26 protein-coding genes and 1 riboswitch are annotated in these 22786 nt (G+C 28.8%); of the genes, 22 read left to right on the forward strand and 4 right to left on the reverse strand.

From position 1 onward, the window contains the following. The first annotated feature begins 51 nt into the window (after positions 1–51). The 18 genes from BN854_RS02150 to BN854_RS02235 all read left to right on the forward strand — a co-directional run bounded on the left by BN854_RS02150 (position 52) and on the right by BN854_RS02235 (position 17544). Positions 52–249, forward strand: coding sequence for a cold shock domain-containing protein (locus BN854_RS02150; protein WP_026657002.1), 198 nt, complete (start codon positions 52–54; stop codon positions 247–249). Between the two features lie 101 nt (positions 250–350). Beyond that, positions 351–516: riboswitch (Lysine riboswitch) on the forward strand. 81 nt (positions 517–597) lie between these two features. Continuing rightward, positions 598–1431 (forward strand): transporter substrate-binding domain-containing protein, encoded by an 834-nt coding sequence (locus BN854_RS02155; protein WP_026657003.1) that lies wholly within the window; start codon positions 598–600, stop codon positions 1429–1431. A 10-nt stretch (positions 1432–1441) separates the two neighbouring features. Then, positions 1442–2461: an amino acid ABC transporter permease gene (locus BN854_RS02160; RefSeq protein ID WP_026657004.1), complete on the forward strand. Its 1020-nt coding sequence runs from the start codon at positions 1442–1444 to the stop codon at positions 2459–2461. A gap of 12 nt (positions 2462–2473) precedes the next feature. Next, the gene (locus tag BN854_RS02165; RefSeq protein WP_026657005.1) at positions 2474–3211 is read left to right on the forward strand and encodes an amino acid ABC transporter ATP-binding protein; all 738 of its coding nucleotides are present in this window, start codon (positions 2474–2476) and stop codon (positions 3209–3211) included. A gap of 107 nt (positions 3212–3318) precedes the next feature. Continuing rightward, a complete protein-coding gene (locus tag BN854_RS02170) occupies positions 3319–4062 on the forward strand; it encodes a Fic family protein (RefSeq protein WP_026657006.1) in 744 nt (247 codons plus the stop codon). 1 nt (position 4063) lies between these two features. Further along, entirely contained in the window at positions 4064–4909 is an 846-nt protein-coding gene (locus tag BN854_RS02175; protein WP_026657007.1) for a S1-like domain-containing RNA-binding protein, read from the forward strand. A 20-nt stretch (positions 4910–4929) separates the two neighbouring features. Then, positions 4930–6372, forward strand: coding sequence for a proline--tRNA ligase (proS, locus tag BN854_RS02180; protein ID WP_026657008.1), 1443 nt, complete (start codon positions 4930–4932; stop codon positions 6370–6372). 141 nt (positions 6373–6513) lie between these two features. After that, positions 6514–6822 (forward strand): hypothetical protein, encoded by a 309-nt coding sequence (locus BN854_RS02185; protein WP_026657009.1) that lies wholly within the window; start codon positions 6514–6516, stop codon positions 6820–6822. A gap of 12 nt (positions 6823–6834) precedes the next feature. After that, positions 6835–7863, forward strand: coding sequence for a V-type ATPase subunit (locus BN854_RS02190; RefSeq protein ID WP_026657010.1), 1029 nt, complete (start codon positions 6835–6837; stop codon positions 7861–7863). A gap of 10 nt (positions 7864–7873) precedes the next feature. After that, entirely contained in the window at positions 7874–8845 is a 972-nt protein-coding gene (locus tag BN854_RS02195; protein ID WP_026657011.1) for a V-type ATP synthase subunit I domain-containing protein, read from the forward strand. A 6-nt stretch (positions 8846–8851) separates the two neighbouring features. Further along, positions 8852–10774, forward strand: coding sequence for a V-type ATP synthase subunit I (locus BN854_RS02200; protein WP_407921724.1), 1923 nt, complete (start codon positions 8852–8854; stop codon positions 10772–10774). 12 nt (positions 10775–10786) lie between these two features. Then, complete coding sequence (locus tag BN854_RS02205; RefSeq protein WP_026657013.1) at positions 10787–11224, forward strand: ATP synthase subunit C; 438 nt, start codon at positions 10787–10789, stop codon at positions 11222–11224. A gap of 18 nt (positions 11225–11242) precedes the next feature. Continuing rightward, the gene (locus BN854_RS02210; RefSeq protein WP_026657014.1) at positions 11243–11551 is read left to right on the forward strand and encodes a V-type ATP synthase subunit F; all 309 of its coding nucleotides are present in this window, start codon (positions 11243–11245) and stop codon (positions 11549–11551) included. A gap of 11 nt (positions 11552–11562) precedes the next feature. Beyond that, the gene (locus tag BN854_RS02215; protein WP_026657015.1) at positions 11563–12138 is read left to right on the forward strand and encodes a hypothetical protein; all 576 of its coding nucleotides are present in this window, start codon (positions 11563–11565) and stop codon (positions 12136–12138) included. A 10-nt stretch (positions 12139–12148) separates the two neighbouring features. Beyond that, complete coding sequence (locus BN854_RS02220; RefSeq protein WP_026657016.1) at positions 12149–13897, forward strand: V-type ATP synthase subunit A; 1749 nt, start codon at positions 12149–12151, stop codon at positions 13895–13897. Between the two features lie 9 nt (positions 13898–13906). Beyond that, positions 13907–15355, forward strand: a complete 1449-nt coding sequence (locus tag BN854_RS02225; protein ID WP_026657017.1) for a V-type ATP synthase subunit B — start codon at positions 13907–13909, stop codon at positions 15353–15355. Then, a complete protein-coding gene (locus BN854_RS02230) occupies positions 15348–15953 on the forward strand; it encodes a V-type ATP synthase subunit D (protein WP_026657018.1) in 606 nt (201 codons plus the stop codon). Before BN854_RS02225 ends, BN854_RS02230 begins: the two co-directional genes overlap by 8 nt. A gap of 235 nt (positions 15954–16188) precedes the next feature. Beyond that, positions 16189–17544 carry a dicarboxylate/amino acid:cation symporter gene (locus tag BN854_RS02235; RefSeq protein WP_026657019.1) on the forward strand — a complete coding sequence of 452 codons (1356 nt, stop codon included), beginning with the start codon at positions 16189–16191 and terminating at the stop codon, positions 17542–17544. 120 nt (positions 17545–17664) lie between these two features. On the opposite strand, the gene BN854_RS02240 is transcribed toward BN854_RS02235, so the two are convergent. From BN854_RS02240 to yidD, 4 genes are read right to left on the reverse strand one after another with little or no spacing between them, the layout of a single operon-like run. After that, positions 17665–18222 carry an IS3 family transposase gene (locus tag BN854_RS02240; protein ID WP_026657020.1) on the reverse strand — a complete coding sequence of 186 codons (558 nt, stop codon included), beginning with the start codon at positions 18220–18222 and terminating at the stop codon, positions 17665–17667. After that, positions 18222–18518, reverse strand: a complete 297-nt coding sequence (locus BN854_RS07640) for an IS3 family transposase (protein ID WP_084600779.1) — start codon at positions 18516–18518, stop codon at positions 18222–18224. Before BN854_RS07640 ends, BN854_RS02240 begins: the two co-directional genes overlap by 1 nt. Positions 18519–18556: 38 nt before the next feature. After that, a complete protein-coding gene (locus BN854_RS02245) occupies positions 18557–19051 on the reverse strand; it encodes a helix-turn-helix domain-containing protein (protein WP_026657022.1) in 495 nt (164 codons plus the stop codon). Positions 19052–19092: 41 nt separating this feature from the next. Then, positions 19093–19632 (reverse strand): membrane protein insertion efficiency factor YidD, encoded by a 540-nt coding sequence (yidD, locus tag BN854_RS07545; protein ID WP_026657023.1) that lies wholly within the window; start codon positions 19630–19632, stop codon positions 19093–19095. 118 nt (positions 19633–19750) lie between these two features. Here yidD and BN854_RS02255 point away from each other — a divergent pair, with 118 nt between their 5' ends. From BN854_RS02255 to BN854_RS02270, 4 genes are all read left to right on the forward strand, one after another. Continuing rightward, positions 19751–20134 (forward strand): hypothetical protein, encoded by a 384-nt coding sequence (locus tag BN854_RS02255; protein ID WP_026657024.1) that lies wholly within the window; start codon positions 19751–19753, stop codon positions 20132–20134. After that, positions 20124–20669, forward strand: coding sequence for a ribosome hibernation-promoting factor, HPF/YfiA family (gene hpf / locus BN854_RS02260; RefSeq protein ID WP_026657025.1), 546 nt, complete (start codon positions 20124–20126; stop codon positions 20667–20669). The genes BN854_RS02255 and hpf overlap by 11 nt, the downstream gene beginning before the upstream one ends. A 121-nt stretch (positions 20670–20790) precedes the next feature. Then, complete coding sequence (locus tag BN854_RS02265; RefSeq protein ID WP_026657026.1) at positions 20791–21540, forward strand: LptM family lipoprotein; 750 nt, start codon at positions 20791–20793, stop codon at positions 21538–21540. A gap of 66 nt (positions 21541–21606) precedes the next feature. Then, positions 21607–22626, forward strand: coding sequence for a hypothetical protein (locus BN854_RS02270; protein ID WP_045959703.1), 1020 nt, complete (start codon positions 21607–21609; stop codon positions 22624–22626). Positions 22627–22786 lie beyond the last annotated feature (160 nt).

Below are 22786 nucleotides of genomic sequence, written 5' to 3' on the forward strand. Positions count from 1 at the left end.
ATAATAAAGGCAGTAGGTTAATAACCGAGTTTTAAAAAAGGAGTATCTCGAATGACAGGAACAGTAAAATGGTTTGATGCAAGTAAAGGTTATGGTTTCATTACTTCATCAGAAGGAAAAGATGTATTTGTTCACTTCAGCGCAATTCAAACTGAAGGATTCAAAACATTAGCAGAAGGCGACCAAGTAGAATTTGATGTTAAAGACGGCGATCGTGGTGTACAAGCTACGAATGTAACTAAACTATAATTTGAATTTTCGCGGGAAAGAGGCTTAGCCTCTTTTTTTTGTGAATTTATACTTTATTGTTGACAAAAGAATTAAACTATCGTACAATAGGTCCATACAAAAAAATAGCATGAGGCAGCGATGCAAATGATTAGTATCTGGAGAAGGCATTCTAAGAAGGATATGAAAGGTAACCATCGCCGAGTATAGATTATGGCAATAATCTTATACGGGGTTATAGGAAACACTTATAACACTCCTACTTATAGTAGAGGCGCTTGCAAATCGATAATTATAACCCATTATTATTTGATTTAAGTGTCCTCTCGGATGCTTTTTTTATTATAAAAATAGAAAGAGGAAGAGAAGATGAAAAAAGTTTTATCATTATTTGCAGTACTAATAGCAGCAGTTATATTGGTTGCTTGTAACAAGGCGCAAGGATTTGATTTTGAAAAAGGATATATAGTAGTAGGTATGGAAGCAGATTACCCACCATTTAACTGGGAAGAAGGAACAAGCAATGATTATAATCACCCAATCTATGGCACAGATAGATTTGTGGCTGGTTATGATGTTAATGTTGCTAAAAAAATTGCAAACGATTTAGGATTAGAATTAAGAATTAAAAGCGTTCCTTGGGGTTCTTTAGTTCCTGCGCTAACAACAGGGGAAATTGACTTAATAGTTGCTGGTATGAGTCCAACGGAAGATAGAAAAATTTCAGTTAACTTTACAAACCCATACTATATTTCAAACCACGTTGTAGTAGTAAAAAGTAGTGGGTCATATGCTGATATTACTCAAATAGGTCAATTGAATAATGCTAAAGGTGTTGGGCAAATTGGAACAATTTATGCAGATTTAGTAGATTTCACTGCACAAAAATATGGAGCAGTAGCATTACCTGTTAGAGATACTGTACCATTTATCGTAAATGATATTATTGGCGGATCAGCAGATTTTACTATTGTTGAAAAGCCTGTTGCTCTTGGAATGATTAAAGCTAATGCAGAACTAAAAATTGTTTTAGATGTTCAAGAAAATATTTTTGAAGTAAGTAATGAAGACAGAGAATTATCTATTGGAGTTAGAAAAGGCGATGATGATCTTCTAAATAGAGTCAATGCAATTCTAGAAAAAATTGATGCTAACCAAAGAACTACTTGGATGGAACAAGCAGTAAATAATTCAGCGGAGTAAATAAAGTATAATGAAAAGAATTTATAATGAGATAAAAAAAATATTTGCATTTATAGGACAAGTGATTTCACTTGTCTTTATTGCTATATATGATATATTTATATTTATTTTAGATAATACCATAGGATTTTTCTTCACAAAAGAGTTTAGAAAATATAAAAATAAATATAAAAAAGAATATCCTTTATGGCTTTTAGTTAGAAAAATTATTAGTATAATTATTCTATTGATTTTTATATTTGGCTTCAAATTTATATATGAACATACTTTTGAACCAATATTAGGTAGTCTATTTGTTTCTATAGGAAAAGTTTTAGGTGAAGATATATATGGTAAAGTTTTAGTAGAATTTGGTGCTAGGTTTGCACAAGGAATCGGAACTACTCTATATCTATCTTTAATAGGAACAACTATTGGTTTCTTTTTAGCAATTATTCTTAGTACATTAGTGACTACAAAAGTTAATAAATATGATTCTAAAATGACTATTTTTTTCAAAAAATTTGGAACTGCTTTGACTAAGACTTATGTTACAATTGTTAGAGGTACTCCAATGATGGTTCAGGCTATGTTACTTTATTGGGGAGTTAGAGGATTTTTAAATTGGGATTTCTTAATCGCAGGGCTTGCTACTGTTTCAATTAATACAACAGCATATCTAACAGAAGTATTAAGAGGTGGTATTGAATCTATTGATAAAGGACAAACAGAAGGTGCTCTTTCGCTAGGACTTTCTAAAGTGCAAACAATGATCTCAGTTATTTATCCGCAAGCTATTAAAAACTCTATGGCAGCAATCGGTAATGAGTTTGTAATTAATATTAAAGATACCTCAGTTTTAAGTGTCATAATGGTAGTTGATATTTTTAGAGTATCTCAACTTGCACAAGCTAAATACCTTTCAGCATTCCCCCCATTTATTATAGCAGCAGTTATTTACTTAGTATTGACATCTTCTGTGAGTGCAATCTTAAGAAGACTTGAAAAAAGACTAGATATTCCTACAAAGAATTTACCTAGTTCAAATTAAGAGGGAAGTATGATGAAAAAAATTATAAGAGTAGAAAATTTAAAAAAACAATTTGGAAATAATGTTGTATTAAAAGATATTAATTTTTCTGTTAATGAAGGAGAAATAATTACTATTATAGGTTCATCAGGATCAGGAAAATCAACATTACTTCGTTGCCTAAATTTATTGGAATATCCAGATGATGGAAAAGTTCTTTATAACGATATAAGCATCTTAGAATCAAAACATAATACAGATAAATTAAGAGCGGAAGTTGGTATGGTCTTTCAAAATTTTAATTTGTTTAATAATAAAAATGTTATTAATAATTGTATATTAGCCCCAATGAGAGTACTTAAACTAGGCAAAGAAGAAGCTATAAAAACTGCACAAGCTAATTTAGAAAAGGTAGGAATGCTTGATTATGCCCTACAAGATGTTAAGACACTATCTGGAGGGCAAAAACAAAGAGTAGCAATTGCTCGTGCGCTTTGTATGAATCCTAGAGTTATTTTATTTGATGAACCAACAAGTGCACTTGATCCTGAAATGGTAGGAGAAGTACTAACTGTTATGAAACAACTTGCTAAAGAAGGAATGACAATGGTCATTGTGACTCATGAAATGTCATTTGCTAAAGAAATATCTGATAGAGTAGTATTTATGGATGAAGGAATTATTTTAGAACAAGGAAGTCCACAAGAAATTTTTAACAATCCAAAAAATACAAGAACACAAGAATTTTTAAAGAGATTCACACAAATATAAATATAAAGCAAGCAGAATTTAACTTCTGCTTGTTTTTATTCTCTCTACAAAGACACTATATTATCTATTTAAATATGATATAATGTTAGTGTAAGTGAGGCGATAAGATGGAAAAAGGTTTATTAGAGTCAGAAAGACTGCACTATAATGAATTAAGAGGAATGAGCGAAGACAGTAAGTGCGAACAAATAGAACACTCATTTTTAATACAGTTTATATTTGATATGATGAGCTTAGATGGAAAATGCAAATTAACTAAAGAAGAAATAGCACATCTTATCGATAAAAAAATTATTGTCTCAACCCTTAGTGAAAGAGAACAAAAAGAAGTATTAAATTTAGTTTCTGCTTACGAATTTATTAAAAAATTAACTATACAAAGACGTAGAATGAGTGAAGAACTTTTAAAAGATATTCATGAGATTTTGTTTGATGGCATTTTACAAGGTGGTAGATATAGAAATGTTAATTTACAATTATCTAATTCTAGACACCAACCACCAGATTACGTTAAAGTTTATGATAGAATGAAAAAGTATTTCTTTGATTTAGAACGATTTAGAGGAACTACTGTAGAAAAAGCAGCATTTGCTCACGCTGGTTTATCAAAAATCCATCCTTTTATTGAAGGAAATCAAAGACTTGCCAGATTAATTATGAATTATTATTTATTATTTGATGGATATATTGCGTTAACAATAGAAGAAACAGAAAAAAATGAATATATGAAATCCATTGATACATTTAAAGAAGAAAAAGACTTAGAAAGCCTAATTAGCTTTTTAATTAAAAAATTATTAGAAAGATATAATGATTTAATTGATGTATTAGAATCAACATATGAGGTGTGAAATGTCCTTAAAAGTAGGAGAAATAAACGATTTAATAGTAGTTAGAAAAAGTGATATTGCATTTGTTCTAAAAAGTGAAGAGGGAGAAGAAGTCTTTTTACATTTTAATGAATCAAATAATGAAATATTAGAACCAGAAACAAAAATTTCTGCTTTTTTATATTTAGATCACAAAGGTAGAGTAGCAGCTACTCTTAAAAAACCAATCACTACTATTTTAGAACCAGCATTTTTAGAAGTAGTAGATGTAAATCCAAATTTAGGAGTTTTCTTAGATTTAGGAATTTCAAAAGATATCTTATTTTCAAAAGATGATTTGCCATATGAAACAACTCAGTGGCCACAAGTACATGATAAATTATATGTAGACTTAAGAGTCAAAGGAAAAATGGTTGCTAAGCCAGTTTTATTTGAAGTCATAAGAGATGCTCCAATGGGCAACTTAGAAATAAATCAAGAAGTATCGGGTTATGTTCATTTATTAGGTAGAGTAGGTATTTTTATTGTTACGGAAGATAAGAAAACTATTTTAGTAAGAAATAGCCAAATTAGAAAAAAATATAGATTAGGTGAATTTGTTACTGTTAAAATTTCATACAAATCACCCATTGGGTATGAAGGAACTTTTATTGCTAATAAAGAAGTTGTTAGATATGAAGATGCTGAAATGATTCTAGATTATTTAAATAACAATGATGGCACAATGCCATATACAGCACAAACTGATGCTGAAACTGTTCTAGAAATTTTTGGTTTAAGCAGAAAAGCATTTAAACGTGCTTTAGGGCATCTATATAAAGAAAGAAAAATAGAATTTAAAGAAGATACTACAGTTTTAACTAAATAAGAAATAGCAGGTAATTTAAAATGAGTAATAATAAAGAAAATAAAAAATTAGTAGAATCCATTACATCAAGAGATGTTGACTTTGCACAATGGTATACAGACCTTTGTTTAAAAGCAGAATTAATGGATTATTCAGATGCAAAAGGATTTATTATATATAGACCTTACGGATATGCCTTATGGGAAGGCATTCAAGATTATTTAAATAAAAAGTTCAAAGAAACACAACATCAAAATGTTTACTTACCATTATTAATTCCAGAATCATTATTCCAAAAGGAAAAAGATCATATTGAAGGGTTTGCTCCTGAAACAGCAATGGTAACAACAACAGGACTTGAAGATTTAGCAGAAAGATTGATTATTAGACCAACATCAGAGATTTTATTTGCACAACATTATGCTAAAATCATCTCTTCACATAGAGACCTTCCTAAAAAATATAATCAATGGTGCAGTGTTGTTAGATGGGAAAAGACAACTAGACCGTTTTTAAGAGGAAAAGAATTCTTATGGCAAGAAGGACATACAGTTCATTCTAGTGAAAAAGAAGCACGAGAAGAAACTTTAAATATGCTAGAAATATATGAAAAATTAGGAACTGATTTTTTAGCAATACCTTTTGTTACAGGAAGAAAAACAGAAAAAGAAAAATTTGCAGGGGCAGAAGAAACTTATTCAGTTGAAGCACTTATGCATGATGGGAAAGCTTTACAATCTGGAACTTCACATTACTTTGGTAATGGATTTGCAGAAGCTTTTAATATTAAATTTCAAGACAAAGATAATCAATTAAAGTATGCTTTTCAAACATCATGGGGTGTTTCTACTAGATTAATAGGTGCGATTATTATGGTTCATGGTGATGATGAAGGATTAGTATTACCTCCAAGAGTTGCTCCTAACCAAGTAGTTATTGTTCCTATTCAAGGACAAAAAGTTGAAGTACAAGAAGCGTCTAAAAAACTATATGATGAATTAACAAAAAATGGAATTAGAGTTTTATTAGACGATACAGATAGAACACCGGGATGGAAATTTAGTGAACACGAAATGAAAGGTGTTCCTGTTAGAATTGAAGTTGGACCAAGAGATCTAGCAAACAATGAAGTTACTGTATTTACAAGATATAATAGAGAAAAGAAACAAATGAATTTAGATTTAGTAAATAACTCTATGAAAGACTTACTAGATGAAATTCATAATAGAATGCTAGAAAAAGCACAAGATCATTTAAAAAACAACAGACATATTGCTAAAACATATGATGAGTTTAAATCATTATTAGACAAAGGCGGATATGTTTTAATGAGTGTTGCTGGTGAAGAAGCAGAGATTAGAATTAAAGAAGAAACAGGGGCTACAGCTCGTGTATTACCATTTGATCAAACATTAATAACTGAAACTTGCCCTGTAACTAATAAAAAAGCAACGCAAACAATTTTATTTGCAAGAGCATACTAGATGACAAGTAGACACCATATATAACTTATGATGTCTGCTTTTATTTATTAGTAAAAATTTATAAATGATATAACGTTTTCATAGATTTGACAGTTAAATATCAGAAGAGTATAATATGATAGTATTAAATGGAGGTGTACCATGGAAAGTTTAATTAAAGAAGTAATTGAATTAGATAAAAAAGCAAGAAAAGAAATTGATAACTTAAAGAATCAAAAAGAAATGCTTGCTAATAGTATCAAAAAAGAAAAAGCTAAAATGGTTGAAGCCAACAATCAAAAAGTAATTCAAGAGTTAGAAGAAAAAGAAAAGAATTTACAATCAGAGTTCCAATTAGAAGAAAAGAAGCTAAAAGAATCATTTGAAACAACGACTAAGAATTTGGATCAACGTTTTGATGAAAACAAAGAACAATGGATTAATGAAATGTTTAAGTTAGCGATAGAGTAAAGAGGTGATGATATGCTACTTGAAAATGCATTAGTCACTAAAGCTCGAGCAATCTACGGGAAACTGCTGAATGAAGATGATTTCACTCAACTAGTTAAAAAAAAATCAGTAGAAGAGGTTGCGTCGTATTTGCGTTCGCATCCTTTTTATTTGGAAGCTTTTAGTGGCGTCTCAGATCAAAATTTAAATAGAAAAAGATTAGAAGAAACAATCAAAAAATATCATTTTAGTCAAGTATTAAAACTGATTAGATATTCAGCTGCTAAATATAAAAGTTTTTATCAAATCGATGTCATTCATAAAGAACACGATATTATTTTATCAATGATCAAATCCTTTATATCAGATGAATCTTATGATGTCATAAATGACTTACCTATTTTCTTTGATCAATATTCAAAATTAGACTTATTACAAATTTCTAAGTCAAAGAATCTAAGTGATTTAGTAGACTCTTTAAAAGAAACTAGTTACTATAAGTTATTGTTGCCATACAAAGAAATGGAAAATACTGAAATTAAATATAATCAATTTGAGTCAGTTCTAGAACAAAAATATTTCGAGTTTGTTAATCATGAAGTTGAAAAAAACTTCAAAGGAAGCTTAAAAAAACAACTTAAAAATATTATGAAAACTAAAACAGACTTATCTACAGTAATTAAGATTTATCGTTTGAAAAAATATTATGAGTTTAATGATGATGAAATTAAAGCAGTCATTGTTAATAAATATAATACAATCAATGAAAATAAATTAAACGCAATGCTTTCTTTTGAAAACCCTGATGATTTACTTAAAATATATAGTAAAGGCAAATATGATGGCAATCTATCAAGTGCCAATCAATATATTGAAAACTATATGGATACAGTTAGTTATCAATTAGCAAAAAAAACTTTACTATATAGTAAAGAAGCACCTTTGGTTTATCTAGCATATCTTACGATTAGTAATACACAAATTGATAATTTAATTCATATTATAGAAGGCATTAGATATAATGTACCTGAAAATGAAATTAAAGAAATCATCATTGTGTAGGTGAAAAAATATGTTTAGAAAAAACAAGTTATTAAATGTAACAATTTCTACTGAAAAAGAAAACTTAAGAGAATTGATTCAAATGATTCAAAGTGTTCCTAATTTTAAATTGATTGAATCAAAAGATATTATTGTTACTTCAAAAAACGCACAAGGCTTAAGAAAAAATGTCCAATTAACTAAAGAATACGAAAACCTTTTAAATTTTCTTCAATTACATGAAATCAAAACAAAAGAGAAAACAACTGGAAAATTTGATAAAGATTTAGAGAAAAATTTTGAAATCATTTCTAACTTTAAAAATAAATATGAAGCTTTTGATCAAGCAATAGAAAATATAAAAAGTGAAATGAATCGAATAGAAAAAAGAATTTCAATTCTAAAGAAATTAAAAACTTTAGATATATCATTAGAACAGATATTTGAATGTGAATTTCTTGTTGCAAGAATAGGAAAAATCACAAGTGAAAATAGAAAGAAAATTAAGTACTATAGGAATCTCCCGTTTATTTTTGAAGTTTTAAGTGAAGAAAATAACGTATGTTGGTGCTTATATGCAACAAGTAATTACTATGAAAGACAAGTAGATAATATTTTTTCAAGCTTACTATTTGAGCGCATTTATTTACCAGGCAAGATTCAAGAACTTCCTAAAAAGGCAATTACAATTTTAGAAAAAGAACTAGTGAAAAATGAAAAAGAAATTCTAAAAATTCGAAAAGAACAAAAAGTTTTTGTTAAACAAGAATTAGAAATTCTTTCTGAAACTAAAAACTTTTTAGAACAGGAAGAATCTTATAATAAAATATTTCCGTATATTATTGATTATGACAAAAGGGTTTCGGTTTCCGGATATATTGATGAAACTAAAGTCAATCAAATATATGATTTAGTAACTAATGATAAAATGAATATTTTAGCACTTCCAGCATTAAAAAAAGAAGTCAAAATATTGAAAAAAAAGTATAAGAATATAAAGTGAAGGGAAGTGTTTACCTTGGGAATTGCAAAAATGAAACTTGTTACAATCAGTTCAGAATTGACTAACTTAGAACAAGTTTTAAAAAGATTTATTGAATTTCCTGAGTTTCATCCAATTTCATCTGAACAGTTTGTAGATAGAGTAAGAGGGCTAAAAACATTTAGTTCTTCAAATCCATTTAAATCATTACTAGATGAAATTATCGAAATTGAGTCAGAATTTAATTTCAAATTACCAGTAGTTAAACAAGAAAATCTAGAATATAATATTGATCAAATGCATGATAATGTTGTTATAATTCATGAAAAATTAAAACAAGAAATTTTAAGCATTAGAAAATTAGAAAGTGATATCAACCTTCATCAATTAGCAATTGATCAAATACACAATATAGATAACTTAAAAGTTTCATTGGATGACATATTCTCATGTAAATTTCTTTACGTAAGATTTGGTAGAATTCCAATGGATAGTCAAGAAAAAATTAAATATTATAGAAATAAACCTTTTGTATTTAAAGAGTTTAGCCAAATAGATGGCCACATCTGGTGTATGTATATGATGACCGAAGAATATAAACAAGAAATTGATAATATGTTCGCGACACTATTTTTCGAAAGAATTAGAATACCTGAATTTGTTCATGGAACACCTGATAAAGCAGAAAAACAACTTCAAGAAAACTTAGCTAAGATGACTGAACAATTAAAGGTTTTAAAAGATCAACTTGATTATATGAAAAATTCATGTATGACTGAGTTATCAACAACTAAAGCAGAACTAGAATTCTTAGGAAAACTTTATGAAGCTAGAAAGTATGTTGTTGGGCTTGGTGAAAGATTTTCTATTTCCGGATTTATAGTTAAAAAAGACGCAGATAAATTTAAACAACACTTTGAAGGCATTAGCGACCTAGAAATTGAAGTTAGACCAGCAAATAGTGATAAGCGCATCACACCACCTACTAAATTATCTAATAACTGGTTTAGTAAGCCATTTGAAATGTTTGTTGAAATGTATGGAACTCCATCATATAAAGATATTGATCCTACCTTGTTTGTCTCTATAACATATACTTTATTATTTGGAATCATGTTTGGTGATGTGGGACAAGGATTATTGATGTCCTTAATTGGTTTCTTACTATCTAAATATAAGAAACTTCCATTAGGTAAAATTATATCTAGAATTGGTATATCATCAGCAGTCTTTGGATTAGCTTATGGTTCATTTTTTGGAGATGAAAAACTATTACCTGGACTCTATGAGAAATATTTAGGTATACATCCTATTGAAGTAATGAATAGTAGTGTTACGATGAATCTACTGATTGCAACCGTTCTATTAGGAGCTGTATTGATTTTATCAGCAATTATTATGAATATATATGTTAAGTTTAAAAACAAAGATTATATAGAGGGCACTATTTCTAATAATGGTATTATGGGGCTATTATTTTATGGTTTCATTTTAATAGGTATCGTTTTAAATATGCAAGCTAAAATCAATTTATTTAACATATATACAATTCTTCTTTTAATAGGTATTCCTTTATTAGTGATATTCTTTAAAGAACCACTGGAAAGAAAGTTAAATAAAGAAAAGGCTTTTCCAAATGGTTTTGGAGGATTCTTTATTGAAGGATTCTTTGAATTATTTGAAGTTATGTTGTCATATGTTACAAATACAATGTCATTTTTAAGAGTTGGTGGATTTATTCTATCCCATGCTGGAATGATGCTTGTAGTACATACCTTAATGGAAATGACAGGCCAAGCAGGAATTGTTGTCTCTATTTTTGGTAATATATTTGTTATGGGGCTTGAAGGACTAATAGTCGGAATTCAAGTATTAAGATTAGAATTTTATGAAATGTTTTCAAGATATTATGAAGGCGATGGAATTCCATTTACGCCAATCAAATTTTAGGAGGAAATGAAAATGTTAAAAGTTATGAGTGTTATTGTTCCAATATTAGTATTATTATTAATTGTATTACCTTTAGTAAAGGTATTTAAAGGTAAGGTGAGTGCTTTATCAGCTAAAAGAAGAATTATCTTACACGTTGTAATGTTCTTTACACTACTAGTAGGTGTAACAGTTGCAGCACCAATCGCGTTTGCAGCTGGTGAAGAAGCAGCACAAGCAGCTTCAGACAGTGGAATGGCAAAGGGTTTAGGCTATTTAGCAGCAGCTATCGCAACAGGTCTATCAGCACTTGGAGCAGGGATTGCAGTTGCAGCCGCAGCTCCAGCAGCTATTGGTGCTATTTCAGAAAATCCAAAAAACTTTGGTAAATCATTGATCTTCGTTGCTCTTGGTGAAGGGGTAGCTATCTACGGTTTGTTAATCTCAATATTAATCTTAAACACACTATAAGAAAGAAGGTCTTTTCCAATGAGATTTTACTTATTAAGTGATAATGTGGATACTCTAGTAGGGATGAGACTTGTAGGCATTGAAGGAGTAGTCATTCATACTAAAGATGAAGTTTTAAAAAATTTAAACGAATTAACAAAGAATGACGAAATTGCTATTCTTTTAATCACAACAAAATTAATCAAACTATGCCCAGAAGTTATTTCAGAACTTAAACTTAGACAAACTAAGCCTCTAATTGTTGAAATACCTGATAGACATGGTGAAAGCAATATTGGTGAATCAATTAACCGATATGTAAGTGAAGCCATTGGCTTTAAGATATGAGGTGAATTATTATGGATTATTCAAACCAAGAAAATTTATATAAGTATTTTGATCAAACAATTAAGAATGAATCTTCTTTAATTATTCAAAAACTTAAAAAAGAATTAAAAGAGATGAAAAATACTGCTTTAACAACAGTGAAGAATGAATTAGATGAAAGTAAAAAAATTACTATTGATGCTAAAGCAAAATTATTAACTTCAAAACATCAAAAAAGTCTAAGCGAGTTAAAGAAAAAGTATCATCTTGAATTAATGAGTAAAAGAGAACAATTACTAGAAGAACTAGTAGTATCACTTAAAAACAAATTAAGTGACTATATGAAAACAGAAGCATATAAAAACAAAGTATTAGAAACGTTAAAAAATATTAAAGAAGAAATTAACTACATTGAAATTTCTCCTAAAGATCCTGTGAAAACAATTTTAAAAGATTATGAAATTAGAGAAAACAGTTCAATTACGGGTGGGATTTTAGTTGTATTAAAAACAAATAACTTAGAAGTTAACCAAACTTTTGATGTAAAAATCAAAGAAGCTAAAGAATGGTTCTACCAAAACTCTTTATTATTTGTAGTAGAAAAGTAGAGGTGAAAGCATGGCAAACACCGTATATTCAATAAACGGACCAGTTGTTAAAATTAAAGATACAAAAGATTTTTCTATGTTAGAAATGGTCTATGTAGGAAAAGAAAAATTGATGGGTGAAGTTATTTCTATTTCAAAAAATTTAACAACTATTCAAGTATATGAAAGTACTGCAGGGTTAAAAGTAAATGATGAAGTAGTTGGTACTAAAATGCCTGTTTCAGTTAGTTTAGCACCTGGAATCTTAACTCATATCTTTGATGGGATAGAAAGACCTTTAGAAACAATTGCACTGACACATGGTGCCTATATGTCAAAAGGTAGTGATGTAGAACAACTTAATAGTGAAAAACAATGGGATATTACTTTTAAAGTTAAAAAAGGTGATGAAGTCTTTGGAGGAATGATTTATGCTACAACTCCAGAAACTAGTTTAATTGAACATCGCTTTTTAATTCCAAGTCATATAAAAGGAACTGTTATAGAAGTTCTAGAAAATGGTAACCATACTATTAATGAAGTAGCTTTAAAAGTAGAATTAGAAGATAAAACAATCAAAGAAGTAACCTTCTTACAAAAATGGCCAATTAAAACACCAAGACCTATTTTAGAAAGATTACCAATTTCTGTTCCACTTATTACTGGACAAAGAGTTATTGATACACTATTTCCTATTGCTAAAGGCGGTACAGCTGCTCTTCCTGGCGGATTTGGTACAGGTAAAACAATGATGCAACACCAATTAGCTAAATGGTGTGATGCAGATATTATCGTTTATATTGGTTGTGGGGAACGCGGTAATGAAATGACTCAAGTTCTAGAAGAATTTAGAGAATTAATTGACCCTAAAACTCACAAATCATTAATGGAAAGAACAGTATTAATCGCTAATACTTCTAACATGCCGGTTGCTGCTCGTGAAGCAAGTATCTACACAGGATTAACAATTGCTGAATACTATAGAGATATGGGATACCATGTAGCTGTTATGGCTGACTCAACCTCACGTTGGGCAGAAGCACTAAGAGAAATCAGTGGTAGATTAGAAGAAATGCCTGCTGAAGAAGGATTCCCAGCATACTTACCAAGTCGTATCTCTCAATTTTATGAAAGAGCTGGACTTGTAACAACCCTTAATCAAAAAGAAGGATCAGTTTCTATTATTGGAGCTGTTTCTCCTCAAGGATCTGACTTTTCAGAACCAGTAACTCAAAATACCAAACGCTTTGTAAGATGTTTCTGGGCACTTGATAAACAATTAGCATATGAAAGACACTATGCAGCAGTCAACTGGAATTTAAGTTATTCTGAATATATGCTTGATTTAGCACCATGGTATAATGAGTTTGTTTCTCCTCAATTTTTAGAAGATAGAAAACAAATGATGGCAATTTTAGCAGAAGAAAATAAACTATTAGAAATTGTTAAATTAATTGGTTCAGATGTTTTACCAGATGATCAAAAATTAATTATTGAAATTGGTAAAGTGATTAGATTAGGTTATCTTCAACAAAATGCTTTTCATAAAGAAGATACTTATGTACCATTAGAAAAACAATTAAAAATGATGAATGTGATATTGTATTTATATAAAGAAGCTAAGAAATTCATTCAAAGTGATAAAGCTTTAAGTTTACTTTTGAAAACAGGAATTTTTGAACAACTTGTTAAAATAAAATATGATGTTGAAAATAATAAATTAGAAAAATTAGATGAATACTATAATTTAATAGATAAAAGTATTCAAACTATTCGATAGGAGGAAACCATGAAATATCAATATATTGGATTAGATGAAATTAATGGACCACTTATCTTCTTAGAAAATGTAAAAGATGCTTCATTTGAAGAAGTTGTTACAATTGAACTTAAAAATGGAGAAACTAAAAAAGGTAGAGTTATTCAAATAGACGGCAATAAAGTAGCTATCCAAGTATTTGAAGGAACTACAGGAATGTCATTGACTGAAACCAAAACAACTTTTACTGGTGAACCAATGAAAATATCTTTATCAAAAGAAATTTTAGGTAGAGTATTTAATGGTTCGGGTGAACCATTAGATGGTTTAGGTAATGTATTCTCTGAAAAAAGATTCGATATTAATGGTAGTGCATTAAACCCAGTTTCAAGAGTTTATCCACGTAACTATATCCATACTGGAATTAGTAGTATTGACACTCTAACTACTTTAATTAGAGGACAAAAATTACCCATATTTTCAGGTTCAGGACTAAGCCATAATGAACTTGCGGTTCAAATTGTTAAACAAGCTAAACTATCAGATGATTCAAATGAAGAATTTTGTATTGTGTTTGCCGCAATGGGAGTTAAGCATGACGTGGCTAACTATTTTAGACAAGCTTTTGAAGAAGCTAACGTTATGTCTAAGGTTGTTATGTATGTTAACGTTGCAAATGATCCTATTATTGAAAGAATTTTAACCCCAAGAGCTGCATTAACAGCTGCAGAATATTTAGCATATGAAAAAGATATGCATGTTTTAGTTATATTAACAGATATGACTGCTTACTGTGAAGCTTTAAGAGAATTTTCAAGTTCTAAAGGTGAAATTCCAGGACGTAAAGGTTATCCAGGATATTTGTATTCTGACCTTTCTTCATTATATGAAAGAGCTGGTATTATTAAACAGGCTAAAGGTTCAGTAACACAAATTCCAATATTAACTATGCCAAATGATGATATCACTCACCCAGTACCAGATTTAACTGGATATATCACAGAAGGGCAAATTGTATTAAGCAAAGAATTACACCAAATGGGAATTTACCCACCGGTCAATATATTACCTTCATTATCACGTTTAATGAAAGATGGTATTGGTGCGAAATATACTAGAGCAGACCATCAAGACTTAGCTAATCAATTGTTTGCTTCATACGCTAGAGTATTAGAAGCTAAATCATTAGCATCTGTTATTGGTGAAGATGAGTTAAACGATATTGATAGAGCTTATTTATTATATGGTAAATATTTTGATGAATATTTCTTATCTCAAGGAAATGAAAACAGAACAATGGAAGAAACCCTTAACTTAGGATGGGATTTATTATCTGTTCTACCAGTAAGTGAACTTAATAGATTAGATCAAAAAGTAATTAATCAATTTTATAATCCTGAAAGTGCCCAAAAACGTTTTAAAATAACTCATAACGATATTGCAAGTTCAATTATTAATAAAGGAAATAATAATGAATAGTCAAATTATTCCTACTAAAGGTAATTTGCTTAATATAAAGAAAAGTTATCAGTTAGCGAAACTTGGGCAAGATTTAATGGAACGTAAAAAAAATATTTTAATGCGTGAAATGATGAGTTTATTAGATGATGTTGCAAAAATAAGAGATGAAATTTCTGAAACATATAAAAGAGCATATAGACTTTTACAAGATGCAAATATCACACTAGGAATTGTTGGAGATATTGCTAAAGCTGTCCCAATTGATAATGGATTAGAAGTAAGCTATATGAGTGTTATGGGTGTTGATATACCTAAAATTCATCATGAAAAACCACAAATTAAATTAAGTTATGGACTCAGTGCTACAAATAGTAAATTTGATCAGGCTTTTAAAGCATTTCAAGATGTAAAAGTTTTAACAATTAAACTAGCAGAAATAGATAATAGTGCATATAGATTAGCAAATGGGATTAGAAAATCTCAAAAAAGAGCCAATGCATTAAAAAATATTGTCATGCCAGATTTAGAATATAAAGTTAAATTTATCGGAAATGTTTTAGAAGAAAGAGAAAGAGAAGAATTTTCTCGAATGAAAGTTATTAAAAATAGAAAATAGAGGATATTTTTATCCTCTTTTTTAATGTAATTTTTTAAATTTGCAACTGTATCAACTGAGTCTATTTTAAACTTCTTAATAAGACATAATAGGTGAAATAAAAATTAATGCATGGTAAAATAAATAGGCAAAATGAAAAGAGGACTTATCATGTTTAATATAAAATTGTTTCGATGTTGACTCTACTTTATTTGAATATTTAATCATATAAAAAAAGAAAAAGAGGGAAAATAAAATGTTTAAAAATTATGAAATAGATAGTTGGCAAAAAGGTGTGCTCTATCTAGTTGCAATCCTAGTAGTAGGATTATTAATGTTTATGAGTAAGAAAAAAGTTAAGTTTAGTTATAAAGTCTTAACAGGTATGTTGTTAGGTTTAATAGTAGGACTAATATTTGGTCAAACTAAAACACAGTTCAATGGTGCTGAAACAACAATTACAGCAACAATTAGACCAATTGGACAATTATATTTAAGATTAATTCAAATGGTTGTTATGCCTTTAGTTTTAACAGCAGTAATAAAAAGCTTTACTTCATTAGAAGATACTAATAAGTTGAAACGTATAGGCGGTAAAACTTTATTTTGGTTATTAGGAACAACAGCGGCTGCTACTTTAATTGGATATGGATTTGCATCAATATTCAATTTAGGAAAAGGATTTGCTGTAGATCCAGATGCAACTGGTAAAACAATTACAACAATTGAAAATGTCATATTAGGATTCTTCCCTAACAATATTGTTACAGCAATGAGTGGCAATGTAGCAATTCCAGTTGTAGTATTTGGAATCTTTGTTTCAGTAGCAATTATTGTTGAAAGCAAGAGAAAACCTGAAAGAATGAAACCATTCTTAGAATTCAATGAATCATTCAATAGAATTATGGTAAGAGTTACTAAATTTGTTATTCAATTAACTCCTTATGCAGTATTTGCCTTTATGTCATATGCAGTAGGTAGAAATAATATAGATGCATTAAAAAATCTAGCATTATATATTGGATTAATTTACGGAGCTATGGCATTCCACTTTGTCTTCGTTCAAATGGGGATTTTAGCAGCTCACAAAATTTCTCCTATTCAATTTATTAAGAAATTCTCACAAGCCATGGTAGTTGCATTTACTACACAAAGTAGTTATGGTACATTACCTGTAACACAAAGAACACTAAAAGAAAAAATTGGAGCATCAGAACCAATTGTAGACTTTGTAGCACCAATTGGAGCTAACGTTGGTATGAATGCTTGTGGGGGGATTTTTCCTGCTATGGTAGCTGTTATTACAGCTAATGCTTATGGTATTGAGTTTGGTTTTGTACAAGTCTTAGTTTTAGTATTAACAACAACAATTGCCTCAATTGGGATTGCAGGTGTTCCTGGAATCGCAACAATTGCAGCAACCGTTACTTTATCAGCCCTAGGATTACCATTAGAAGGTATTGCCTTAGTTGTTTCAGTAGATGCGTTAGTTGATATGGGTAGAACAATGATTAACGTTGTAGGAACTGGTGTTGCTGCTACAGTAGTAGCTAAATCAGAAAAAGAATTAGATATGGAAGTATTTAATGCTCCATTAGAGAAAAATAATTAATTGATGAAGTGATTACTTAAAAAGAGTAATCACTTTTTTTATAAAAAAAAGTTATCAAAAGATAACTATTTTGTAATGAACCCAATAAGTTGGACTTAATAAAATAATCTAATAATGTACTTAAACTAATGATAAGGATTGTTGTCTATATTGATATGGACTCAATCCTTTTAATTTTGTTGTAATTCTTTCTAAATTGTAATACCTTATATATTCTTCTATAGCCACTGTTAATTCATCTAATGTTTTAAATTCATATTCATGCCCATAAAACATCTCATTTTTTAGAATTCCAAAGAAATTTTCTACAATTGAATTATCTAAGCAGTTTCCTTTTCTAGACATACTTTGAATAATGCCTTTTTCAGATAATGATTTTCGATATTGAATCATTTGATATTGCCAGCCTTGATCTGAATGGAATATTAATCCATTTAAATTAGAATGCTTTTCAAATGCTTTATCTAACATATCTTCTATTTGAGTATAATTAGGAACTTTAGATATGTTATATGATATAACTTCTCTATTATTAAAATCAATGATTGGCGATAAATATAGTTTTCCTGATGCTATATGAAATTCTGATACATCTGTTCCCCAAACATGATTTAACCCCTGTGTAGTAAAGTCTCTTTCATAATAGGTGGTATGTTTTTCTGTATCAATTTTTTTCACTAATAAATGATTTTTAGCTGTCTTACTAAGTTCACCTTTATATGACTTATATTTAGCTTTTGGTTTTTAGCAAATAAACCAAGTTCTTTCATAATACGCTTAACTTTTTTATGATTTACTAGAATATTTTCATTTTTTAAAGATAATGTGATTCTTCTATAGCCATATCTTGATTTATGATAATTGAAAATTTCTGTTATTTTATTTTCTAAATCGACATCTTTTTTTGGAAAATTATAGTTCTTTACGTTATAAAAGTAAGTTGACTTACTGATACAAAAAAACTCTAGCATCATCTTTAGTTCATACTTAGACCTTGATTCGTGTATGATTTTTATTTTTTGTTTTCTCGTTGAACCAAGGCTTTTAATTTTTTTAAGAGATCATTTTCCATTTCAAGACGTTTATTTTTAGCTTCTAATTCCCTAATGATTTCATCTTTAGTTTGTTCTTTAATCTCTAAATTAGATTTTGGCTTATCCTTCATTGGTCTACCTCTTTGTTTTGTGATAAGTCCATTATATCCTAATTGATCGTATCTTTTACACCATGAGTAAATCAAACCTACATTAGCTCCTATTTTTGTGGCTATAGATGATTTAGATTTACCTTCTAATATTCTTAGAACTATTTTATATTTAAATTCTTGTGAATACTCTCTATTCTTACCTTTTTCTTTAAAGTAATAAGAACCATGCATTCTATGAATTCTTAATATTGTATCAATAGTCGCACGATTAACGTTATAGTTTAATGCAATTTGCTTTATAGTAATACCTTTTTCAACCATCTGAATAATATTCAATTTATCTTCTAAGTTTAATTTCATAATAAAAAACCCAATAGCCTTTCCAATTTTATTGGGTCCAACTATTGGGGTTCGTTACATTTAGTATAAGAAGTATTTATTTTTTTAAAAGCCTTATTTAATTTATAACGCCCATCACTAAAAGATTCATAATTAAGGATATCAGTTGCATTTTTAATTGCATCTGATTTATTTAAAATATAACCATTGTTATTTAGAGTATAAGTGACTTTAGTTTTATCAAGGCAGATAATTTCTAATGGTTCAGGAACTAAATCAAATTTATATGTAAGGTCAATAAATGACTTAAAGTCATAAGCAACTATAGTTTCAGATAGATCACTTTTTGCTATGCATGCAAAAATAAAGTTATCATTTGGTTTCAAGACTTTTTCTGGAACGGGGTCATACTTAGGTTTAAATAAGGGATTACAAGATAATATTCTTTTAGCAGTCAAAAAACTAGCTTTAAAAAAGTTAAAGCGTTTATAGGCTATTAATCCGTATTGGGAACATGTTGGTGTATGGCGACATTTTGGATTAGTTTGACTTGAAATTTTTTCTTGATAAGCTTTTATCATTTTGATTGCTATTTTATTCATATAATCACCACTAACATTATAGCATTCTTAAGAAAACAATGTTATAATATAGGTGTAATGAAAACGATTACAAATAGTAATCATTTAAAAATCAACTAGTATATCATTAGGTGATAAAATGAATTGTTGTATTTGTAATAAAAGAATCATTCAAGAAATAACAATAAATAATTTTTTTAAAAAAGTACATCATGAAGTATGTCTAAGATGTAAAACAAAGTTTTATCATAAAAACACACATTTTGGATCTATACCGATCAAAAATTATTTATTACACTTACATATCATAGGTAAAAATATTGATGAAAATGATATTGGAAAACATCCGTATTTGAAAGACGCTATTCAAATTTATAGCAAAGAGCCCCAAAATTATGATATGATAATATTAATTATAGACATGGTAGATGAAGAATTAGTTAAATTGATTGCTAATCTAAATTTATCAGATATAATACTTATAACAATGATACACAAAGGAGAGATGAATTATGAAATATGAAGTAACAGGGAAAAACGGATTTGTACCAACACCAGCAATTAAGGATTATGCAGAGAAGAGATTACAAAAAGTTGTTGACTTCTTTGGAAACGATGTTATCACAGTAGCACGCGTTACTTGTAAAGTTTATAAAGATCATCATAAAATTGAGGTAACTATACCAGCTCCTAATATTATCTTAAGAGCAGAGGTTTCAGATAAGGATATGTATACTGCAATTGACAGAAGTGTTGATGCATTGTTAGCACAAATAAGAAAACATAAAACTAAATTACAAAACCATTTTGAAAAAGAAGGAATTAAGCAGGCATTTAATCAAGAATTAGATGTTGAATCGCTTGAAAAAGAAATTCTAGCAACACAACTTGTTAAAAACAAACAAGTAGAACTAGTGCCGATGACATCAGAAGAAGCAATTCTTGCGATGGAAGTTTCAGGACATAGTTTCTATGTTTATCAAGATAAAGATACGCATAAAGTCAATGTAGTTTACGCTAGAGAAGATGGCGATTACGCAGTAATTGAAACAAAATAAGAAAATTTCGAAGGTATATCTTAAAAAGGTATACCTTTTTTAATAATTTAAAAGTAAAATCAAAATTTTGGGTATTATATAATTAAGAGGTATTTATATAATAATCAAAAAGGAGAATGGTATGAAAAAAATATTTATCGGATTAGCGATATTTCTAACAACGTTTTTATTGGTTGGGTGTGGGACTAGAAAAGATGTAAAAGAGGCCAAGGATTTGATATTGGGGCTAACAGAAGAGTCTGTTGAGAATAAGTATTATGATGAACAGGAAAGATGCATGGTACATGTGTACTTATCTAAAGATTCTAATCTTAATTATTATATTCATGAATATGAAACATATTATATAGGGTTATTAGACAAATCAAGAGTTGATTTTTTGAATCAAAGTGAGATAAACGGAATGTATAATAGAGAATATTATGTAAGCAAGGAAACTAAAATGGTCTATTCTAGTTTAGAAGATTTTATTTCTGGGAAAAATAGCCAAGGAAAAGTAGATACAACAAGTAATATTCCGCGTTCTATTATAAAAAAAATAAATGAGGACTTATCGTTAGTAGACGATGTTGAAGGATTTAGTAGCCTACTACCAATGATTAAAGATTTTTTTACGCGTGCTAATACAAAAGACATCACAGTCGGTAATAGACTGATTGAATTAAAAATTAAATATGATGATTTGATACACAATTCAATATATTTAGATCATCTAAAAACAATATTTCCAAAAGATAAAAATGAAATAGTGAAAAAATTAGAAGAACTAAAAAAAGTTAAAAGTGTTACACTTTCTATTATTAAAACAGATAATGGAATTGCACCTAAAATGCATATAGATTATAAATATTATAATTTTTATAGAGTATAAAAAAAGTAAAACCTTCATTTACGGCAATTATTAAAGTGAAGGAGGTGATCCCTAAAAGGGACACTTATGAAAAGTTTAATTACATTGATGTTAATGGTCACGGTTTTTACTTCCACTGTTTCACAAAAAAAAGAAGAATTAATTAATTTCGTTCAAAATAACTTAGAAGAAATTAAGAATTCATATTTAGAAGAGTATGGTATTTATTGGAATTTATTATCATTAGAAAAAACAATCGGTTTATATGATTCTGGTGATAAAAATATTGGTTTTTACTTTATTTTTAATGAAGGTTATTTATCAATAGGTGAAGATAATATTTTATATGGACTTAGTCATAAAAATCATACTTTATTGAAAACTGATGAAAAAGTATATAGGATAAATGGTGGTTATTACATTAAAAAAAATAATCAATTTTCACCTAATTGTGTTAACAGTATCAAAAAAGATGAAGTTCAAGGGGAATCATATTTTGCATCAAATATTTTTAAACCGCTTTTTGATGCAAAAAACGATCTCAAAAACTTTAAAATAACAAAAAGTATTTCAAATAGGCTTGCAGATAGCAATAACAAAAAGGGCAAGTATACCATTTTTACTGATGATCAGGATTTATCTGACTGTGGACCTCAAGCAGCAAATAACTTAATTCAAACATATCAATTATCAGGAATAAAAATAGCTCATAGCGATAAACCAAGAGAAACACTAAAAGATATTAGAAATAATATGAATTGGGGTATTGATGGGAGAAATTATCTAGGAGTAAATTTTGAAGGTGTTTGGGCAAGAGAATTTACTGCTGGAATTGATAAGTATCTTGGTAGTGAGTATAAGATTAAAACTATAACTGATTCAAGTTTAGAGGCACCTATGGTTGGTTTATACTATAGTTTAAACATTGTTAATACATCGCATTTTGCATTAATTGTAGGAAAGGCAGAATCAAAAGGTTTTATGTTCTTCAAAAAGAGACTTGATATCGTTTCTTCATGGAGATCTACACATGAGTTTGGCTCAAATGGAAATGTGACAGGGGCTAAAATTGTAACGTATAACCATTATGTAGTAGAAGAAGGGTAGACAATCAACATATGCGATACACGTAAAACAACCTATAAAATGGTATGAGTTTTATAAGCCTGAATATGTATTATTAAAATAAGAATATCTTAACTTAGTTAAATAGAAAAAAAACCTAATAACTACTAAAACCTCTGTAAGGGATAGCGTTATTAGGTGT

Origin of the sequence: Alteracholeplasma palmae J233 (genome assembly GCF_000968055.1) — a bacterium.
GTDB lineage: Bacteria > Bacillota_I > Bacilli_A > Acholeplasmatales > Acholeplasmataceae > Alteracholeplasma > Alteracholeplasma palmae.

Excerpts from the sequence above, each read along its gene's own strand:
- BN854_RS02150 (WP_026657002.1), top strand. The coding sequence starts at position 52 with ATGACAGGAACAGTAAAATGGTTTGATGCAAGTAAAGGTTATGGTTTC.
- BN854_RS02155 (WP_026657003.1), top strand. The coding sequence starts at position 598 with ATGAAAAAAGTTTTATCATTATTTGCAGTACTAATAGCAGCAGTTATA.
- BN854_RS02160 (WP_026657004.1), top strand. The coding sequence starts at position 1,442 with ATGAAAAGAATTTATAATGAGATAAAAAAAATATTTGCATTTATAGGA.
- BN854_RS02165 (WP_026657005.1), top strand. The coding sequence starts at position 2,474 with ATGAAAAAAATTATAAGAGTAGAAAATTTAAAAAAACAATTTGGAAAT.
- BN854_RS02170 (WP_026657006.1), top strand. The coding sequence starts at position 3,319 with ATGGAAAAAGGTTTATTAGAGTCAGAAAGACTGCACTATAATGAATTA.
- BN854_RS02175 (WP_026657007.1), top strand. The coding sequence starts at position 4,064 with ATGTCCTTAAAAGTAGGAGAAATAAACGATTTAATAGTAGTTAGAAAA.
- proS (WP_026657008.1), top strand. The coding sequence starts at position 4,930 with ATGAGTAATAATAAAGAAAATAAAAAATTAGTAGAATCCATTACATCA.
- BN854_RS02185 (WP_026657009.1), top strand. The coding sequence starts at position 6,514 with ATGGAAAGTTTAATTAAAGAAGTAATTGAATTAGATAAAAAAGCAAGA.
- BN854_RS02190 (WP_026657010.1), top strand. The coding sequence starts at position 6,835 with ATGCTACTTGAAAATGCATTAGTCACTAAAGCTCGAGCAATCTACGGG.
- BN854_RS02195 (WP_026657011.1), top strand. The coding sequence starts at position 7,874 with ATGTTTAGAAAAAACAAGTTATTAAATGTAACAATTTCTACTGAAAAA.
- BN854_RS02205 (WP_026657013.1), top strand. The coding sequence starts at position 10,787 with ATGTTAAAAGTTATGAGTGTTATTGTTCCAATATTAGTATTATTATTA.
- BN854_RS02210 (WP_026657014.1), top strand. The coding sequence starts at position 11,243 with ATGAGATTTTACTTATTAAGTGATAATGTGGATACTCTAGTAGGGATG.
- BN854_RS02215 (WP_026657015.1), top strand. The coding sequence starts at position 11,563 with ATGGATTATTCAAACCAAGAAAATTTATATAAGTATTTTGATCAAACA.
- BN854_RS02220 (WP_026657016.1), top strand. The coding sequence starts at position 12,149 with ATGGCAAACACCGTATATTCAATAAACGGACCAGTTGTTAAAATTAAA.
- BN854_RS02225 (WP_026657017.1), top strand. The coding sequence starts at position 13,907 with ATGAAATATCAATATATTGGATTAGATGAAATTAATGGACCACTTATC.
- BN854_RS02230 (WP_026657018.1), top strand. The coding sequence starts at position 15,348 with ATGAATAGTCAAATTATTCCTACTAAAGGTAATTTGCTTAATATAAAG.
- BN854_RS02235 (WP_026657019.1), top strand. The coding sequence starts at position 16,189 with ATGTTTAAAAATTATGAAATAGATAGTTGGCAAAAAGGTGTGCTCTAT.
- BN854_RS07640 (WP_084600779.1), bottom strand. The coding sequence starts at position 18,518 with ATGATGCTAGAGTTTTTTTGTATCAGTAAGTCAACTTACTTTTATAAC.
- BN854_RS02245 (WP_026657022.1), bottom strand. The coding sequence starts at position 19,051 with ATGAAATTAAACTTAGAAGATAAATTGAATATTATTCAGATGGTTGAA.
- yidD (WP_026657023.1), bottom strand. The coding sequence starts at position 19,632 with ATGAATAAAATAGCAATCAAAATGATAAAAGCTTATCAAGAAAAAATT.
- BN854_RS02255 (WP_026657024.1), top strand. The coding sequence starts at position 19,751 with ATGAATTGTTGTATTTGTAATAAAAGAATCATTCAAGAAATAACAATA.
- hpf (WP_026657025.1), top strand. The coding sequence starts at position 20,124 with ATGAAATATGAAGTAACAGGGAAAAACGGATTTGTACCAACACCAGCA.
- BN854_RS02265 (WP_026657026.1), top strand. The coding sequence starts at position 20,791 with ATGAAAAAAATATTTATCGGATTAGCGATATTTCTAACAACGTTTTTA.
- BN854_RS02270 (WP_045959703.1), top strand. The coding sequence starts at position 21,607 with ATGAAAAGTTTAATTACATTGATGTTAATGGTCACGGTTTTTACTTCC.